Genomic DNA, 18,292 nt, shown 5'->3' on the forward strand with positions numbered 1-18,292 from the left:
TGTTTCCTGAAGCAAATTTACTTTTTTCTTTTTTATAAGATAAATTTAACTTTTTTGTTTTTCTGTGCTGATTGAATTTGTTCCAAGCTGATTATTTAAATTTAAAATTTGTTCCAGAATTTTAATTGTAATTAAATACGTTGGCTTTACTCCTGTTGTACCTAAACCGCCTGAAGCCAATGTACTCCCAGTTTCCAACGGATTATCCGATGCGTAATATGCATATCTAACCTTTATATCATGCGGCACACTTTTTCTGATTTTTGATGCCGACTGTATGGCTTTCTGATAATAAGAACCTTCCATTTCAAGACCAATCACGCCCCAGGTCGATTCGTGAAAAAATTTCAACAAATCCCTGTTTTGCAATGAGGTTCCTAAAACTGTTACCATTGCGCCTTCATAAACTGCAATATCATTTCCTTCAAACATAGCGCCTGTCAGTTCGTTTTCGAAGAAATAATTATCGGCAGTTCCTTCGTTTATATGCGCTGACGGAATCATGATATCTCCCTTTCCGCCTTCGAGAATTCCGGCTTTACCCATTATTGAAACCGATTTTACATTCAATAACGTTTCTTTTTTATAAGGTTTCAAAAGTTCGTCTATGGTTTCATAAGCCTGCTCGCCAAAAGCATAATCCATTACGATTATAACCGGCTTTTCCTCTCCTACATTTGCATACGAAAATGCCGTTTTTGACCAGTCAATTTTGGCTGTATCAAAAATCTGCACATCGATATTTGTCCCGGATGTGTCAGGCAAAGAAATCATTCCGTTTTTCAAGGCTAATTCTTCCACTAAACTTCTGGTATCTTTGGCTGTAGATTTACTCAATTCTTCATAAATAAAGAAATCCGATTTGTCTTTAAATTTCGTTTTCAACAGCGGCGTTGCAAAGATTGAATTCATAACACTATGCATATTCGCACTAATTACATGAATTGGTCTTTTTAAAAGATTATTCTCCTTTAAAACTTCCTTGATGTTGGTGGCCCAGATTTCACCATGGATGTGATGCCCTAAACGTTCTCTTAAAACAGGACTGAAAGTTATAGTTCTTTTATTGTTATCGATCACTTCTTCTATGGCTAATTTCCCAAGCCAGTAGATGACATGCAGAAAACGATCTGGTGCATTTTCTGAACCAAAAGCATCATAAATATCCAAAACTTCTTCGAATGTCCTGGCTAAAATATTAGCGGCATGCGAAATTGCTTTTTCTTTTTCTGTCTGAGACAATTTTTTAGTTTGAAGTATGGCTTGTTCCAGTTTAAGCCAGTCACGTGAAACTTCTCCTCCGTCATCTATTAAAACCCTGTTTTTGATTTTATGAGATTCGATGAAAATAAAAGTCAAATGTGTCAGGATATCGTAAATATCTGAACGACCGCGCGTGATCTCAACATTCATTTGTTCCTCATCAATTCGGTAACAGTTTCTTCTTCTTTTTGGAGGAACAATTGGCTGAAAATGCGATTTTGAATAACCTTCGTCTGAAGTTAAATTGATGAACCGACATTGTTCGATTCCTATTGGAAGTCGTTCAATAACGTACAAAAGTCCATTTAACTCAACTTTTTCCTCGGCTATATTTCCATAAATTTCAGGACGTAACGCCAGTAATGATTCTCTTAAACTATCGCCGGAAACACCCATTGGTTTGTAAAAACCACGGTTGAATAAATGGCGCATAGTGATGTACATTTTTTCTATAGCTGCAGATGATTCCTGAGCTCTTGATCTGGATATATGTTTGGTTTCTTTCATTTTTCTTAATCTTTCATTGAATCAAAAAATCTTTTCAAACCACTTATTGTTTGATGAAAACTTTCAGATTTATTATTATCAATATCTATAAAAGGCGCTATCTTTTTTGCACCTCCTACCTTTTGAAACTCCGGTAATATTTTTTTCAATTCATCTGAAGCATTGCAATTATCAGGAATTCTAAATTTAGATTTATTTAAATAGTTTTGATATTTAAAACTCGGGTAAGCTTTATTAACAGCTAAAAAATCACCTATATACCAGGATTCCAGTTCCTTGCAAATTATCCTGACTAATTTTGGACAATCCCCATTTTCAGTACAAAGATTTAATAACTTTTTTTTAAGAACTTTACAATCAGAACTATCTTGATCTTGCATAATAATAACTCCTGATGTTTCATGTTTCCAATTACTTAAAAACTTAACTTTCGATGGAATATTTTTCTGCAAATCGCTTTTTCCTTCAAAACTTCTTATAAAATAATTTTCATTTAAACACCATTTTTCATCAAGAATATTTGGCAATAAAATGGTTAAAAATTCCTTCATTGATGGTTCCTCAACTAATATTTCTATTCTAGCCATATATTAATTTTTAGGACCACTACCAATAAAGTAACCTTGTTTCCATAAGTACCCCAGTTTATCTCCATCATTAAACAAATTAGTAATTACTTCATCATCTGATGCTCTTTTAATATTTGTGTATCCTTTTTCTTTATTTAACCAAAAAAGCTCTTCTAATTCTAAAGCATTTACAAAATCTGGTGAATGTGATGATATAAATACTTGACCTCCTCTATTTGCATAATCTCTAAATTCTTCTGCTAATTCAACCAAAAGTTCGTGATGTAAATAATTTTCAGGTTCTTCTATACATAACAAAGGATGTGGTTTAGGATCATTAAGTAAAACTAAATAAGCAAACATTTTAATAGTTCCATCAGATACAAATCTTGAAATAAAAGGATCCTTAAAGCTACCATCGCTAAATTGTAAAACTATTCGTCCATCAATGGTTTCTGTAGCTTCAACTTTATCAATTCCTGGTACTCTTTCTTTCATTTTATTCAAAATTTTCTGAAAAGTATCTGGGTAATTTTCATAAATAAATTTGGTTACCTGAGCTAAATTATTTCCTGAAGTTGATAAATGCTCACTTAAACCTGTATCTTCTATATTTTGAGCCTCTTGAATTTGAAAATTAGATACATACCAATTTTCTAATAATCTTCGAAAGGAGCTGATCGCATTAAACTTTTGAAATTGTCCTAATCCCTTTATTGCTAAAATATCTGGAGAATCTAAAGTTTGTTCCTCTCTCTGTTCTTTAAATTCTTGTTTTGCGCTTTCAAATTCACTCTCGTTAACAATTGCATTTCCTTTTCCATAAGTAAATTCCAAAAACCTATATGGTCTCCCTCTATTTCCTCTTCTGTAGCTTAGTACTTCTTTAGAAACTACAGGCATATTCCTTTCTCCTAAACAAACTGAAAGCTCATAGGTAATTAATGGTTGTTTTTTACCATCAATATCAGGGTTTCTAAATTTAATTTCGATTTCAATATCTCCTGTTCCATTCCTTGAATAAACTTCTTTATATCCTCCTCTTTTATTAAGTGCCGTTTTTACATTACTTTTTAATGCATCGCTTAAAAAACCAAAAACTTCAAAAAGTGTAGATTTTCCAGCTCCATTCGCACCAAGAAATACACACATATTTGGTAAATCTCTGATTTCGGTATCTTGATAAACTTTGAAATTTTTTATTCTTATTTTCTCGATTTTCATTTTTATAACTTTTATTTAAATATAATTCAAATTTCATAAAGAATTATATTTAAGAGTTTAATTACAAATCTAATTTTATTTTAACCTATTATTCATTTCAAATTATCCGCAATCTTTCTGTCATTTGATAATCTCGGAATTTTATTTTGTCCCCCTAATTTTCCTTGTGATTTCATATATTCCTGAAATCCGTTTTTTGAAACTTTTGTTACAACCACCTTCTGAAGAACATTTCCGGTAATTAGATCATCGTAGTAAATGTTTTGTTTTCGCATTGAATCGTCAATTGCTTCGGCGAAAGCCTGCATATTTTCAGGTTCTTTTTCAAATTCAATCAACCATTCGTGATAAGGCAATCCGCTGGCTGGCGTGATTTGCGGAGCAACGGTAAATTCGTTTATTACGATATTGGTTCCTGCAGTTGCTTCTTTCATTGCATTTTCGACTTCATTGGCAATTACGTGTTCTCCAAAAGCCGAAATATAATGTTTGATGCGTCCGGAAACAATAACGCGATAAGGCGCTAAAGAAGTAAACTGAACGGTATCGCCAATGTTATAGCCCCAAAGTCCGGCATTTGTAGAAACTATTAATACATAATTTACACCAGTTTCAACTTCGCCAATGGTATATCTTTTTGGGTTTTGGGTAAAAAATTCATCAGCTTTTATAAACTCATAAAAAATACCTGAGTTCAGCAACAAAAGCATTCCTTTTTCTTTTTGTGAATCCTGATAAGCAAAAAAACCTTCCGAAGCCGGAAATAGCTCAATGCTGTCTACCTTCTTGCCTATCATCTGCTCAAATTTTGCACGGTAAGGTTCATAATTAACGCCTCCATAAATGAACAGATTAAAGTTTTTGAAGATTTCGCTAATTTTTTTTCCACCGCTTTTCTCCTGCAATTTTTCAAAATACATCTGTACCCAAGACGGAATTCCTGAAATTACAGACATATCTTCTTTAATCGTTTCATCAACAATAGCATTTACTTTGGTTTCCCAGTCTTCGATGCAGTTCGTTTCCCAGGATGGCATTCTGTTTCTCTGCAGATATTTCGGAACAAAGTGCGCCACAATTCCGGAAAGTCTTCCAAAATTTATTCCGTGTTTTTCAGTCAAAATCGGACTTCCTTGCAAAAAGATCATTTTTCCATCTACAAAATTCGCATTTCCGGTTTCGTTAATATAATGCAAAATAGCATTCCGCGCCGCATTAATATGAGATGGCATTGATTCTTTGGTAAGCGGAATATATTTGGCTCCGGATGTTGTCCCTGAAGTTTTGGCAAAATAAATGGGTTTGCCTTTCCAAAGAATATTTTCCTGACCTGATTTTACTTTTTCTATATACGATTTTAAATCTTCATAATCCCGAATTGGAACATTCTTTTGAAAGTCTGCAATTGTTTTTATTTCATCAAAATGATGGTCTTTCCCAAATTCAGTTGCTTTGGCACTTTCGATCAGATCTTTAAAAACTTTCAGTTGAGTTTCAACCGGTTTATCAGACCAGGAAAGTGTTTGTTTGTATATTTTTCTGGCAAAAATTTTTGCTGCTATTGACTTAATTGACATTTTGTGCGGTATTATTTCTTTTTGTTTGGTTTTCCACCTGACTCCTTCTCTATCCTGGCAACCTCTTCGCGGAGTTTGATTTCTTGTTCTGAGGCATTCATATTGGTTTTAGAAATTTCCTCAGAATCAGCCAAAATAGAATCTTTATTGAATTTGGAATATTCTAATTCACCGTTTAATACCTTTTGAATGGATTTGATATAAGCCTCATTTTTCTTAAGAGAATTCGTCAGTGAATCTGATTTTATAGCCAGTTGCAAAGCATTCTTTTTTAACTCAGAAGAAGAATATCCCGGAATAAATTCACGCAAAGGTGTAAAAGCAATTATATAAGTAGTGATCAGTATTAAGAATATTCCGCCTAAAGAAAAAACAACAAAAACATTCATGAGGTTAAGTTTAAACGAAAAAATTTCTTCAAATGTATCTTCATTCAAAATAACCAATCGGTTTTTGGTGAATAATTTTTTCCTTAAATTATGTTTTTTCCTTGACATTACAGTGATTTATACTCGCAAATATAACAATTAATGGTTTTAAATCCTGCTGAAGAAATTTGCATAAAACTATTTAATTTAGTATTTTATAAAATATTTAACGCTGCTCAAAACAAATATTTTAGCACAAAAACTATTGTTCTCCGTATATTTCTATACCTTTGCTCAAATATTAGAACAATTTGCTTCGGCATTAAATATACAATCATGGGAAGATTAGGTCTTACAGAAATCCTTGTTATAGTAGGTATTGTGTTGTTACTTTTTGGAGGTAAAAAAATTCCAGAATTAATGAAAGGTTTAGGAAGCGGTATTAAAGAATTTAAAAACGCTGCCAAAGACGATCAGTCTGCTGTTAAAAAACAGGAAGAAGAAGTTAAATAAGACGCTGCAAAGTGTTCTTTTTTTAGAATCCCAACTGAAACTACTATGGTTTTAGTTGGGATTTTTTGTGTTTAAATTATAACTGCTTTGGTAACATAAATTTCAATTTTTTAGAATACTAACTAAATAGGAATTATGATTCTTTTTTTATTTATATAAAAAATCTTACTTTTATAGTCCCTAAATTTATATAAATATGAAAAACCTATTTCTATTGGTGATTATTTTTCTATGTTATGAAAATTATTCACAAACAAAACCCTTCCCTGCCAATATTGTTTTTAATAATGGCTTAATGGCAACGAACAAAAATAGTCTGGATGCCTCCAATAATTATGATACATGGAAAACCAATTTTACAGAAGCCTGTAGTAATGGCAGATACAGAGTAAAATTTGATAATTCCTGGGAGACCGTTTCGGAAGGAATTGCATATGGAATGTTGCTAAGTGTTTACAAAGCCGATAAAACTCTTTTTGACGGACTCTGGTTGTATTACAAAGACAATGTAAACAGCAATAAAGTTATGAACTGGAAAATTAACGGCTGCTCCGGAATCATAGGACAAAATGGAGCAACCGACGCCGAACTTGATGCTGCTTTTGCCCTGATTATTGCTGATTACCAATGGGGAAGTACCGGAACCATCAATTATAAAAACGATGCTAATACTTTGATTGCTGCTATTAAAACCCACGAAGTTGAAACCAATACTTTTGTTCTAAAACCAGGCGATGCTTTTGGCGGAAGCCAGATTACAAACCCATCTTACTTCTCTCCGGCTTATTATAGGGCTTTTGGTGTTTTTACCAATGATACTTCTTTTTGGAATTCAGTTGCAGCTAAATCTTATACCATCATTAATAATAATTTAACGCAAAATAATGCTGTTGGCGGACTAGTTTCTGATTGGTGCGAAGCTTCCGGAGCATATTCTTCTCAAGCCGGAGGTTATGCTAATGCAGGAAAATTGTACACTTACGATGCAGCCAGAACACCTTGGCGAATTGCTGTAGATTATGTTTGGTACGGAACTGCCGAAGCCAAAACGTATGCTAAAAAATCATCCGATTTTGTTCGTGTTAATCTTGGCGGAACTGCGAATATTAAAGACGGTTACAATCAAAACGGAACCGTAAGTGGTCAATGGCACAATGCTACATTCGTAGGCGCTTTTGCCTGCGCTGCAATGGCAGGTGAAAATCAAGCACATTTAGATGCTTCTTATACCGATTTAAAAAACCTCAACGAGCCGAACAGCTATTTTAATCATACCTTAAAAACATTATACTCTTTTTTATTAACAGGTAATTTTTATCTGCCTCCGAGTGCAACTTTATCCAATAATGATTTTGATGTTGAAAAATCTACAGTCTCGCTTTACCCAAATCCGAGCGCTGATCGGATCACAATTAGTGCACCTCAGCAATCGACTATTTCAGTAATTTCTCCTTCTGGAAGTGTTATTCACCAACAAAAAACAACTTCAGAAAACACCGAAATCAATTTAGCCAATCAAGCGTCTGGCGTTTATTTTGTAAAAATATCCAATGATGATTTTAAAAGTGTTACTAAAAAAGTGATTTTAAAATAATCTTGAACATAGAAACTCCCAAATTATAGATTTTAATTTGGGAGTTTTATTTTGTTAAGAATTATAACATTTAAGTCTAGATTTTCTCATTTCAAAAAATTATTTTTGTAAAATGGGTAAAGTTCAAAAAAATGAATTTTTAATCGATGTACTTAAGGAACTAGATTTTTTTAGTTCTGATTTATCCGTTGAAAATGATTTTCCAGAAATTATTTTTACTAAAAATCCCCCATCTAATCTTCGACCAAAACATACTATTGCCCTTGAATTTGCTTCGGTTTTAGAAGCAGATGCAGTCTATTTCAAATATTATGATGATAATAGAGATTGTGTAGCTCAAGTTTATTTTTATGATAATCAAAATTCTAAATATGATAAAAGTAAAATTGCCGAAATTCACAGGAATGTTTATAGCAGTAGTCAAGTAGCATTAATAGCTATAATTGATAAAATTAGCATAACTCTTTTCGATACTCGAAAACCAGTCCATGTAGAAAATGAAAATACCATAACTAACGATGAATGTGTAATTCAAAGACCATATTCATTAGAAAATGAATTAAATATTTTATCAAATTATTTTAATGCAAAAAAATTAAATAGTGGTGATTTTTGGGAGTCAAATGAAACTTCAATACATTTTAGAAATAATACTTCTGCTTATGAAGAACTTGTCAAATCTTTGTCTTTTATTAGAAAAAGCTTTCATGAAGTTTTTCAAAGTTTTGATAATTTCAAAAATAATCCAAAAGATGCAAATGACTTTGCAGATGAAATATTATTTAAATGCATCTTAATTAAATATCTCGAAGAAAATGGATTAGAAGAAGCGCAAGAATTTTATAAAAAAAATGATCTTCCTAACTCATTAAATGAAATCTTAGAGGCTAATAAATTAAGTATCCTTTTAGATAAACTCGATTTTCATTTTAATGGAAATGTATTTTTTATCGAAAATGAAAGAAAAAATCTTTTAAATGAATTAGATTTAACATCTCTTGCAAGTTGTTTAGAAGGAAAATTTGGAAGTAATTCAAACCTCTATCTATGGAAAATGTATTCTTTCAAACATATTCCTATTGAACTAATCAGTAATTTTTATGAAGAATTTATTCCTAAAGATAAAGAAAATTCAGGGACTGTCTATACTCCAAGTCATTTAGTTAATTTGCTAATTGATGAATGTTTACCTTTATCTAACAAAGAAGAAGATTTAATATATAATGTAAGATTGGCTGATGTAAGTTGTGGAAGTGGAATATTTATTACAACAGCTTTCAAACGATTAGTACAACGCTGGAGAGTAAAAAACAGAAATAAAAAAACAGGAGAATTAGCAACTCCTAACTTAAAAATCGTTAAGAAAATTTTATCTGATAATATTTTTGGTGTTGACTTACATCCTACTTCAGTTAAACTAACTAAATTCAGTCTTCAATTAGCTTTATGTCAATTAGTTCCTAATAAAGAATTATGGACTTGGAATGAAGATAAGATCTTTAAAGATTTACAAAATATTAATATTCATAACAAAGATTTTTTTGATTTTCTCGTCGAAAATAAATCTTTTCATAATAGCCTAGATTTAATAATTGGAAATCCTCCTTTTCAAGGAATTGGAGAAAAAAAATATAAAGAATATATTAAAAAACTTAAAAGCATTGATTTTGAATTTGGCATAGAAATTCCTAGAAAACAAGTAGCATTGATGTTTCTAAAAACAAGTCCTATTTTACTAAATGAAAATGGTAAAATATGTTTTATTCAAAAATCTACATCTTTTCTATACAATAAAGAATTTAAAGCAATTGAGTTTAAAAATAATTTTTTTAGCACATTTCATGTATCACAAATTATTGATTTTACTCTTTTAAAAGACTGTTTATTTGAAAATGCAACGGTGGAAACTTGTGCTGTTTTTTATACTAAAAAACAAATAGATGATTATAATACTCTATACATAGTTTCCAGACTATTAAAAAACACAAAAGAAGGATTATCCTTTGAATTTGATTATTATGATTTTCATGAGATCCCTAAAAAAATAATTTTGGAGGATTTAAAAAATAATTTGTGGAGATGCTATTTGTTGTTTGGAAATAGATTAACTCATTTAGTTAATAAATTAGCGCAAGAGAATTATTCTCAAGTTAGTCTAATAAATTATTTAGAAAAGCATCTTAAAATAGAAAAAGAAAGATTTGGAGAGGGTTATAAAAGAATTTGTAAATCAACTGAAAAACCACAAAAAGCCACTTTTCTAAATAATCAATTTGGGATTGAGGCAAAATCAATTAATTATAATGAAATAAATCTACTTAGAATTGATGAAAATGCTCAATTCGATAGAATTCGAAATGAAAAGCTTTTTTCTGCTCCATTAATTGTAATAAAAGAAGAGATTGATAAAAATAAAATACCAATGTTTTTGAGAACTGAAAATACTCCTTTTGACTCAAGAATTATTGGTATTAGTGCACCTTCGTCTAAAGAAAATGAGCTTAAAAAACTTTTCAATATTCTTAAAAAGAATGAAGAAATTTATTCTCTTCTTTCAATATCAACCAGTCCTCAATTTTATTTTAGAGGAAAAACTGCAATTCAAAAAGCTGATATAAATAATTGGACAATTCCATTAGAAGGAGATGAAATTAATCTTTCTTTCTCAGAAAAAATTATAATGGATGATGTTTTAGATTATATCTATCCTTCATGGTATAAAGGAGAAAAAGCGGTAATAAATAAAAATGAAGCATCCCATAATGACTTGCTAGCTTTTGCCGGCATTTTGAATCAATCATTTAATTCCATTTATAAAAAAAAATCTAAAGAACAAGTTTTAAAGAAAATCCGTCATGGAAAAACATTCTATGCTTTAGAGTTCGAATATGGCGAAAACATTGAATATGAAGGTGTTTTTGAAAATGAGGTTGATATCAATAGTTTAATAATTAATGAATTTTCAACTAATTCAATTACTAAAAGAGTAATGCGTATTTATCGACCAAATTCTATCTTTTTGATAAAACCAAAAAATCTTAGATACTGGTTAAAATCTATAGCATTGAGAGATGCGGATGACATTTTCGATGATATGATAAAAAATGGATATTAATGCAAAAACCTTCTAATAGTTATAATAAACCATTTTTTAATAACATTGACACTAATACATATGTCAATGAAGTAATCTTATTTATCGAAAATAGAATTTCTCATTTTCCACAATTTTTAAAAAATTCTTCTAGTCTACAAAACTTATCTCAAACAATTGAAGGAGAAGATTTAATCACTGAAAACTTATGTGATTTTTTTACTGCACATGAAAAAAATTATACTTATCAATTCGAAAAACAAGATAATTATTTTTTTCAATTTAGAAATCAATCAAGAGGAATAGGACATAGATCAAATGACTGTGGTATTATCTTAGCTAATACTAGAGGAAGCTTAGGAAAGATATTAGTAATAGAAGCTAAAAGACTTCCAACACCAGGCAATATTAGAGAAAAAGAATATGTTCAAGGAAATTTAGGTGGTATAGAAAGATTTAAAAAAGAAGTTCATTCTCAAGAAATTCCAAGTAATCTAGCAATAATGGTTGGATATATTCAAGGACAAAATCCAAGTCACTGGTATAAAAAAGTTAATGAATGGGTCAATGAACAAATTGTAAAAAGTTCAAATCCTAATATTTCTTGGTTAGAAGAAGATCAATTAACTATAGATTCAAATTTTACTTCTAATGAAATTATTACAAAGTACAATTCAGTTCATTCCAGAATTAAACTAGAAAAAATTAAATTAAATCACTATTGGATAGTTCTAAACTAAAACTCCCAAATTAAAATATTTAACTTGGGAGTTTTTTATTATTCCAGTTTTGGAATTTGGAATTTTAATATTGTAATTTTTACAAAACCATCGTTAACTGAATCCTCTTTCTATCCTCATCAACCTCAGTAACCTTCACATCAACATGCTGATGTAATTTTACAACTTCATTTACATCGCTCACAAATCCGGCTTTCAATTGCGAAATATGGACCAGTCCGCTTTCCTTGATTCCGATATCCACAAAACAGCCAAAATTGGTAATGTTGTTTACAATTCCCGGTAAAATCATTCCGGTTTTCAAATCTTTGATTGATTTTACATTCGCATCAAACTCAAAAACCTTTGCCGACTTTCTTGGGTCTAATCCGGGCTTTTCAAGCTCTTTAATGATATCTTTCAGGGTCAATAAACCAATTTCAGGTGTTACATATTTTTCGGGCTTAATAAGCGCTGTTTTCTCTTTATTTGCAATTAATTCATTCAAAGAAATATTCAAATCCTTCGCCATCTTTTCAACAACCGGATAAGCCTCTGGATGCACTGCCGAATTATCCAGCGGATTTTTAGCATTTGTAATTCTAATAAACGCTGCTCCCTGCTGATAGGCTTTATCTCCTAAACGAGGCACTTTTTTCAATTGCTTTCTGTCTTCAAACGGCCCGTTTTCAGAACGGTATTGTACAATGTTTTCGGCCAGCTTCTCCCCGATTCCACTCACATAACTTAGCAAATGTTTACTGGCAGTGTTGATGTTAATTCCAACCGAGTTCACGCAGCGAATTACGGTATTATCTAATTCTTCTTTTAACTTGGTCTGGTCAACATCATGCTGATACTGCCCTACTCCAATCGCTTTCGGATCGATTTTTACCAACTCTGCCAACGGATCTGAAAGCCGTCTTCCGATAGAAACAGAACCACGAACCGTAACATCATAATTAGGAAATTCTTCTCTCGCAATTTTTGATGCCGAATAAACAGAAGCTCCGGCTTCTGAAACCACAAAAACCTGAATCGGTTTATCGAACGCAATTTTTTTGATGAAAAATTCGGTTTCTCTCGAAGCAGTTCCGTTTCCTATAGAAATAGCATCGATGTTATACGAATTTACCATTGAACGGATTTTTTTGATCGCCATTGTCTCCTCATTTTGAGGCGCATGGGGATAAATGGTTTCGTTGTATAATAAATCGCCTTTTTCATCCAGACAAACTACTTTACAACCACTTCTAAATCCCGGATCAATCGCTAAGATTCTTTTTTCTCCCAACGGCGGTGCTAATAATAATTGTCCTAAATTGTTAGCAAAAACCTGAATAGAATTGGCATCAGCTTTTGCTTTTGCTTCCTGTAAAGTCTCATTTCCAATCGCCGGATTTAATAAACGTTTATAGCTGTCTTCTATAGCCAGTTGTAAATGTGCTGTTGAATTATTCTGCTTTTTAATGATAATCTCATCAATAACATCATAAGCTTCGTCAATATCTACATCTATTTTTAATTTTATATAACCTTCATTTTCCGCACGAAGCATAGCTAATAACCGGTGTGCCGGAGCTTTTGTTAAAGGCTCTTCCCAATCAAAATACTGACTGAATTTTTGTGCGCCCTCTTCCTCTGCTTTCTTTTTTACAACCTTCGTAGCAATTGTGGCTTTTCGCTGAAATAATCTTCGAAGCTGTTTACGAACATAAATATTTTCGTTAATCCATTCTGCAACGATATCTCTCGCACCTTGAATAGCTGCTTCTTCATTAATCACATTTTCATTTAAATATTGAGTCGAAATAAAATCGAAATCAGAATCGCTTTCAGACATCATTAATTTGGCCAATGGCTCCAATCCGAATTCACGAGCAACGTCTGCTTTTGTTTTTTTCTTCTTTTTGTATGGTAGGTAAAAATCTTCTATTTCTTGTAAATCAAAGCTTTCTTCAATTTTTTTCTTCAATTCTGGCGAAAGTGCTTTTTGCTCTTCTATCGATTTTAAAATAGCCTCTTTACGTTTGATCAGGGTATCGTATTCTTTCTGCAGTTTAGCAATCTGTTCAATAACAGTTTCATCAAGATTTCCCGTTGCATCTTTTCGGTAACGTGAGATAAACGGAATTGTACAATCTTCCTCTAGTAATTTTACTGTGTTTTGAATGTTTATTGGAGCCGTGTTAACGGACTTAGCGATGAATTGTATATTAGTCATTTTATATTATCTAATAATGAATGTTTAATTTTAAAGACCTTAAAAATCTCTTTATTTCTTTGGTCTCAATACTACTGATGCTTTTGTAAAATCCGAAGAAGCGTTGATTATATTTCTGTATTCCTGATAGATTTCTTTTGGGTAATTAATAGAATTGTAAATCTCAAAAACCTCAACAATTAATTGATTTCCTTCTACTTTAACGGATGATTTGAAGGAACAATTTTTGGTTTCATCTCCACTTGTTTTCTTATCGATTTCCAAATCCTTAAAACTTTCTACCTCATAACCATTAGGAATATTAAAAATTATTTTGTGTTTGAAAGTTTTAGCATATCTTAGATCCACATCCCATTTTCTATCTGTTTCCTGATATAAATTTGCTTGTTTACCAATCATTTTACCTAGGTTTACCAAAACCAGATTTCCAGCATTTTCAGTTAAAGATTCACTGGCTTCAGCTTTTACTATTATATGGTAAGGAGTATTGGTATAATTGTATTTGAACTCTTGGTTTTCAAAACTATAATTTTTTATTTTTATATCGAAATCCTCGCCAAATATTCTTTTCCGGATAAATTCCTCTACTTTTTTTTCGTCTTCATTTTCTTTGATGTATTTCACCCAATTTCTATTTAACTGTCCATCATACCCAGTATAAGAAAATGTTTTTTCTATAGTTGCCGTTGTCAGGTCTTCTGAAAATGAGACAGTACTTTGTGATTCGTTCACAGTAAATTCAGCAGGAGCAATTGGAAAAATTAATTGATAATTTTCTTTAAGTGCAGGATAATATGTTCTGCCTACTGAACCCTGAAGTTCGTAAGCCGGATAACCGTAGCACAAATATTTCTCATAAGGAGATAGAAATTTTTTAGTTTCAGGAATGTAATACATGAATTCATGAGATAGCGGTACAACAAATTTTTCGGTGTGAACCTCTCCATCAAAACGCGACATTCCAACGACCACTTTGTAGGGAATTTTTAATTCTTTGAGCGTAAATCCATATAAGTCAAAAATATCACTTGCTGTTAATTTTTGCTTGCCGTTATTTAAATTCGTGATTTTTTGAGCTGTTTCTCCTCTACTTATAAAATCAAAATTCGTTTTTATGTATTCATCAATTTTAATTAATTTTTCTTCGGTTGATTCACTACCAATATTTAATTTTTCAATAAATTCTCTGGCCTGGGCTTTCTTAAAATATTGAAAAGACGGTTTAGCAAGATATTTTGGTAAAAAATAATTCCAATTATAAATGTCCATTCCTGGAGTTGAAACCATGTAAATTAACTTCACTAAATTCTTTAAGTTTTGTGCATTCGATTCTTCTTTATAGGCAGGAATATTAATAGCTGTTGATGTTGATCTGTTGTTTACCTCACTTTCTTTAAACTCTGACGAAGCAAAAATCTCAAATTTTACACCTTCCTGAGTGTGTATAAATTCTGCGAGCAAAACCGGAATATCTTTCTGGAAAATTTCAACCCCATAAGCAGATGGATTTTCTTTTATAATAAAATAATATTCCAAAATATCGCCTGCTTCTACACCTTCAAAAACAATTGATTTTACTTTGTCTATCTCTGTTTCAATAATTTTATCCTGAGGTATTATTTTTATTTCTCCGCTAGGTTTTATGATACGGGCATGAAAATCTCGAACATTACGAATATATCCGTTGTCTTGGGCTTTAATCTTATTGTAATTGTTTATTTCCTCGGCTTTATTAATTTTAATAGCAAAGTGATTCATTCCAAAAGTTGCATAAGCATAAGCTCCAACTCTTGTATGTATCCAGCGTTTGTCAAACAAAACTACTGCTGGCTGGTCTTTATATTCAGCCGGAATTTCATTAAAGCTTGGTTTTTCATCCCAGCTATAACTTTTTATTTCCTGAGCATAACTTTGAAAGAAGAATAACAAGATCAAAATTAGAGCTATTTTTTTCATTATTTTGAAAGAATTATGGATTGATTGTATTGTTTATTTAATGTTTTTATAAAAGAATTCCAAAGGATAAAATCTTTGTTATCCAGTAGTAATTTTTTGGATTCTATCTTTTGAGACACTTTAATGGTGTTTTTGAGAACTTTGTATTCAATATCAAAGCTTCCCAAATCGTTTTCAGTTTTTGCATTTTCAGGCATAAATTCTACTTTATAATCCAATGGTAACTGATACTCATACTGGATTTCATAAACATAAGCAAAATCATTTTCTATAGAAAGTTTTCTTTTTTCTACATCAATCAGGCTTTCTTTTAAAGGAAAAAGCAATAGCGGTTTTAATAATAATTTGCCGTTGACATCTTTGATACCATTTTCTAATTTTAATTTAAAATTTGCTTTTGAAGGCAATTCCTGATAATCATTTTTTTGTAATTCCTGAATATCCAAAAGTATCTTCTGATTATTTGAAGTGATGATATCTTTCCATATTTCATTTTCTTTTTGACTATAAACAGAAAGATGATTCAATAAATAACTCTTTTTAAAACCTGATACAGTTGCACTTGCGTCTCCCACAATGTTATAATTTTCCAGATTCAATTTCATTTGAATTGTGGTTTTGTTACTGTTGGATGCAACTTCTGTAACCTTTTCTATTTTAAATTCATTTTCTGATTTTCCTATGAGAGCCTCCTTTCCCTGAATAAAAGCGGAAGGAAACAAAAACGGACAAAATTTATCAGTAGCATCCATAAAATAACTTTTACCGTCTATAACTACATTGGTAATCATATGATTGTCTACCTGCGGTGTGGGAACATCCTCATACGTATATGGCTTCTGGCGTGTTCCAATCCAGGTTAAATTAGAATTCAATTGAGCATATCTGAACATTTCATTTAAAAGATTTGCCATATCCTTACAATCCCCATATAATTTTTGAAAAACATCTGATGCCTCTCTGGGAATAAAACCTCCCATTCCGTCCTCAAATGCAACATAATGCACATTTTGCTGTACCCATTGATAAATAGCTTTTGCTTTTTCAAAATCAGTTTTTTTATCTTTTATCAACTCCAGAGTTTTGTACTTCAAAGCCGTCTGATCCGTTTTATTGATATCTTTTGTGATGGAATAATACCATTGATATAATTTTTCCGGCGTTCCTAATAACGTTTCTTTTTTGCCATCTGTTTCATAACTTTTGATATAAAAAATAATGTGTGGCATAAAATACAAGAAACCTGGCATATCTGCTTCTCCTTCAAATTCAGGAATATCATTGCCCTCCCAGGTATAAATATCAAAATTTCCTTCCTTAGTTTTACTAAAAGTTATTTTATCCTGATATTTTCCAAAGAGTTTATAGCCAATTTCAATAGAAGAATGGCATCGAATCTGAAGTTTTGCAGTTTCAGTTTTTAAAGGATTTTGAAATCGAAAACTTGATAAAAAACGAGGTTGTTTGAGCTTTGTTTTATAAGAGAATTCAATTCGGGAATCGTCTTCCACCTTAGGCATCACAAAATATTTATATTTATGGTCACTCTTGTAAATGTTTTCATTTTCGGCATCGATTGTAGCAATAGAATAAGAACTTAAATCCGTTCTTTTATTGGTTTTTGTAATATAAGTGGATCCCTTTATATTTGAAATTTCACTAAAACTGTCAAAAGGAATTCTAATAGCATATTCATGAGTATTTTTACTTTTTGAAATTGCTCTGCTTTCATTTACAAAAGTTTCAATTTCGAGGGACTTTCCAGAATTTATTACAACAGTTTCACTGCTGTAAACTATTTTTGATTTTTCCTGTGAGTGCAATTGAAAATAAAATAAAAACAGTACAATATATTTTTTCATTGAATTTGATTTGGGGTAAAAAATAAAAACATTTTTACTTTTATAATATTATCGCTTCTTATTAGAATATCTAAACTAATAATCGTGTTCGGGAGATATTTTGTTAATACTTTTTTGATTTTTTCGATCAGCTAAAATAATATCTTTGTTTTTAATTTTGGCAAAATGAAATTTTTATTACTGTATTTTTTAATTATAAATTTTGCTACCCTTATCATAGCGGGGTATGACAAATACTCAGCTACCAAAAATAAACGCAGAACTCCAGAAAACACACTTTTTTCAATGGCTCTTTTTGGAGGTTCCGTCGGTTTGCTGGTTGCTATGTTATGGTTCAGACACAAAACGAGTAAACCATTTTTTATCCTAAAATTTTCAGCTATCGTATTTATCCAGCTAGTAATCGCTGTCCTTATAGTTGTTTATGATAACAATGTTGCTTCGATACCTTTTTTATCCAGATAACTTGATGAAATTAAGGTTGTATTGAAAATGTATAATAAATTGAAATTAAATTTATTATAAAAAAAACCGAGCAGATTTTTAATCGACTCGGTTTACCATTTTATAAGGTGCGCAGCACCCAATTTTGGAGGTTTTTAAGAACAAGCAATCTTATTAACTCTGTTTTGGTGTCTTCCTCCTTCAAATTCAGTATTCAGAAAAGTTTCAACCATTTCAACCGCTTGTTCAATTGAAGTAAAGCGTGCCGGAATACTGATAATGTTAGCATCATTATGTAAGCGTACCAAAACTGCAATTTCTTTTGTCCAGCATAAACCGGCTCTTACTTTCGGGTGTTTATTAACAGTCATTGCAATT

14 protein-coding genes are annotated in these 18,292 nt (G+C 31.2%); 5 read left to right on the forward strand and 9 right to left on the reverse strand.

All coding sequences use genetic code 11. From position 1 onward, the window contains the following. Nucleotides 1-45: 45 nt before the first annotated feature. From ACNC7R_RS21800 to ACNC7R_RS21820, 5 genes are all read right to left on the reverse strand, one after another. Nucleotides 46-1,770, reverse strand: a complete 1,725-nt coding sequence (locus ACNC7R_RS21800) for a DUF6909 family protein (protein WP_417943101.1) — start codon at nucleotides 1,768-1,770, stop codon at nucleotides 46-48. A gap of 5 nt (nucleotides 1,771-1,775) precedes the next feature. After that, entirely contained in the window at nucleotides 1,776-2,357 is a 582-nt protein-coding gene (locus ACNC7R_RS21805) for a DUF4276 family protein (protein ID WP_417943102.1), read from the reverse strand. Between the two features lie 3 nt (nucleotides 2,358-2,360). Continuing rightward, on the reverse strand, nucleotides 2,361-3,563 hold the full coding sequence (locus tag ACNC7R_RS21810) for an AAA family ATPase (RefSeq protein ID WP_417943103.1): 1,203 nt from the start codon (nucleotides 3,561-3,563) through the stop codon (nucleotides 2,361-2,363). A gap of 92 nt (nucleotides 3,564-3,655) precedes the next feature. Further along, on the reverse strand, nucleotides 3,656-5,140 hold the full coding sequence (locus tag ACNC7R_RS21815) for a GH3 auxin-responsive promoter family protein (protein ID WP_417943104.1): 1,485 nt from the start codon (nucleotides 5,138-5,140) through the stop codon (nucleotides 3,656-3,658). Nucleotides 5,141-5,151: 11 nt separating this feature from the next. Further along, on the reverse strand, nucleotides 5,152-5,637 hold the full coding sequence (locus ACNC7R_RS21820; RefSeq protein ID WP_417943105.1) for a peptidase: 486 nt from the start codon (nucleotides 5,635-5,637) through the stop codon (nucleotides 5,152-5,154). A 207-nt stretch (nucleotides 5,638-5,844) separates the two neighbouring features. Here ACNC7R_RS21820 and ACNC7R_RS21825 point away from each other — a divergent pair, with 207 nt between their 5' ends. The 4 genes from ACNC7R_RS21825 to ACNC7R_RS21840 all read left to right on the forward strand — a co-directional run bounded on the left by ACNC7R_RS21825 (nucleotide 5,845) and on the right by ACNC7R_RS21840 (nucleotide 11,449). After that, a complete protein-coding gene (locus ACNC7R_RS21825; protein WP_163396186.1) occupies nucleotides 5,845-6,021 on the forward strand; it encodes a Sec-independent protein translocase subunit TatA/TatB in 177 nt (58 codons plus the stop codon). A gap of 196 nt (nucleotides 6,022-6,217) precedes the next feature. Continuing rightward, nucleotides 6,218-7,615 (forward strand): glycosyl hydrolase family 8, encoded by a 1,398-nt coding sequence (locus ACNC7R_RS21830; protein WP_417943106.1) that lies wholly within the window; start codon nucleotides 6,218-6,220, stop codon nucleotides 7,613-7,615. 112 nt (nucleotides 7,616-7,727) lie between these two features. Then, the gene (locus ACNC7R_RS21835; RefSeq protein ID WP_417943107.1) at nucleotides 7,728-10,730 is read left to right on the forward strand and encodes an HsdM family class I SAM-dependent methyltransferase; all 3,003 of its coding nucleotides are present in this window, start codon (nucleotides 7,728-7,730) and stop codon (nucleotides 10,728-10,730) included. Then, a complete protein-coding gene (locus tag ACNC7R_RS21840) occupies nucleotides 10,730-11,449 on the forward strand; it encodes a hypothetical protein (protein ID WP_417943108.1) in 720 nt (239 codons plus the stop codon). Before ACNC7R_RS21835 ends, ACNC7R_RS21840 begins: the two co-directional genes overlap by 1 nt. A gap of 79 nt (nucleotides 11,450-11,528) precedes the next feature. Here ACNC7R_RS21840 and ACNC7R_RS21845 read toward each other — a convergent pair whose 3' ends face one another. From ACNC7R_RS21845 to ACNC7R_RS21855, 3 genes are read right to left on the reverse strand one after another with little or no spacing between them, the layout of a single operon-like run. Next, nucleotides 11,529-13,652 (reverse strand): Tex family protein, encoded by a 2,124-nt coding sequence (locus ACNC7R_RS21845; protein WP_417943109.1) that lies wholly within the window; start codon nucleotides 13,650-13,652, stop codon nucleotides 11,529-11,531. A gap of 51 nt (nucleotides 13,653-13,703) precedes the next feature. Continuing rightward, nucleotides 13,704-15,608 carry a hypothetical protein gene (locus ACNC7R_RS21850; RefSeq protein ID WP_417943110.1) on the reverse strand — a complete coding sequence of 635 codons (1,905 nt, stop codon included), beginning with the start codon at nucleotides 15,606-15,608 and terminating at the stop codon, nucleotides 13,704-13,706. Then, nucleotides 15,608-17,470 (reverse strand): DUF3857 domain-containing protein, encoded by a 1,863-nt coding sequence (locus tag ACNC7R_RS21855; RefSeq protein WP_417943111.1) that lies wholly within the window; start codon nucleotides 17,468-17,470, stop codon nucleotides 15,608-15,610. The genes ACNC7R_RS21850 and ACNC7R_RS21855 overlap by 1 nt, the downstream gene beginning before the upstream one ends. Before the next feature lie 165 nt (nucleotides 17,471-17,635). Here ACNC7R_RS21855 and ACNC7R_RS21860 point away from each other — a divergent pair, with 165 nt between their 5' ends. Then, the gene (locus tag ACNC7R_RS21860; protein ID WP_417943112.1) at nucleotides 17,636-17,935 is read left to right on the forward strand and encodes a DUF1294 domain-containing protein; all 300 of its coding nucleotides are present in this window, start codon (nucleotides 17,636-17,638) and stop codon (nucleotides 17,933-17,935) included. A 134-nt stretch (nucleotides 17,936-18,069) separates the two neighbouring features. Here the strand turns inward: ACNC7R_RS21860 and ACNC7R_RS21865 are convergent. After that, a partial coding sequence (locus ACNC7R_RS21865) for an RpiB/LacA/LacB family sugar-phosphate isomerase (RefSeq protein WP_417943114.1) occupies nucleotides 18,070-18,292 on the reverse strand: 223 nt, incomplete at its 5' end.

The sequence above is a fragment of the Flavobacterium adiutor genome (assembly GCF_048282555.1).
Taxonomy (GTDB): domain Bacteria; phylum Bacteroidota; class Bacteroidia; order Flavobacteriales; family Flavobacteriaceae; genus Flavobacterium.

Bases quoted from the DNA above. Each gene is read 5' to 3' on its own strand.
- ACNC7R_RS21800 (WP_417943101.1), bottom strand. From the start codon at position 1,770: ATGAAAGAAACCAAACATATATCCAGATCAAGAGCTCAGGAATCATCT.
- ACNC7R_RS21805 (WP_417943102.1), bottom strand. From the start codon at position 2,357: ATGGCTAGAATAGAAATATTAGTTGAGGAACCATCAATGAAGGAATTT.
- ACNC7R_RS21810 (WP_417943103.1), bottom strand. From the start codon at position 3,563: ATGAAAATCGAGAAAATAAGAATAAAAAATTTCAAAGTTTATCAAGAT.
- ACNC7R_RS21815 (WP_417943104.1), bottom strand. From the start codon at position 5,140: ATGTCAATTAAGTCAATAGCAGCAAAAATTTTTGCCAGAAAAATATAC.
- ACNC7R_RS21820 (WP_417943105.1), bottom strand. From the start codon at position 5,637: ATGTCAAGGAAAAAACATAATTTAAGGAAAAAATTATTCACCAAAAAC.
- ACNC7R_RS21825 (WP_163396186.1), top strand. From the start codon at position 5,845: ATGGGAAGATTAGGTCTTACAGAAATCCTTGTTATAGTAGGTATTGTG.
- ACNC7R_RS21830 (WP_417943106.1), top strand. From the start codon at position 6,218: ATGAAAAACCTATTTCTATTGGTGATTATTTTTCTATGTTATGAAAAT.
- ACNC7R_RS21835 (WP_417943107.1), top strand. From the start codon at position 7,728: ATGGGTAAAGTTCAAAAAAATGAATTTTTAATCGATGTACTTAAGGAA.
- ACNC7R_RS21840 (WP_417943108.1), top strand. From the start codon at position 10,730: ATGCAAAAACCTTCTAATAGTTATAATAAACCATTTTTTAATAACATT.
- ACNC7R_RS21845 (WP_417943109.1), bottom strand. From the start codon at position 13,652: ATGACTAATATACAATTCATCGCTAAGTCCGTTAACACGGCTCCAATA.
- ACNC7R_RS21850 (WP_417943110.1), bottom strand. From the start codon at position 15,608: ATGAAAAAAATAGCTCTAATTTTGATCTTGTTATTCTTCTTTCAAAGT.
- ACNC7R_RS21855 (WP_417943111.1), bottom strand. From the start codon at position 17,470: ATGAAAAAATATATTGTACTGTTTTTATTTTATTTTCAATTGCACTCA.
- ACNC7R_RS21860 (WP_417943112.1), top strand. From the start codon at position 17,636: ATGAAATTTTTATTACTGTATTTTTTAATTATAAATTTTGCTACCCTT.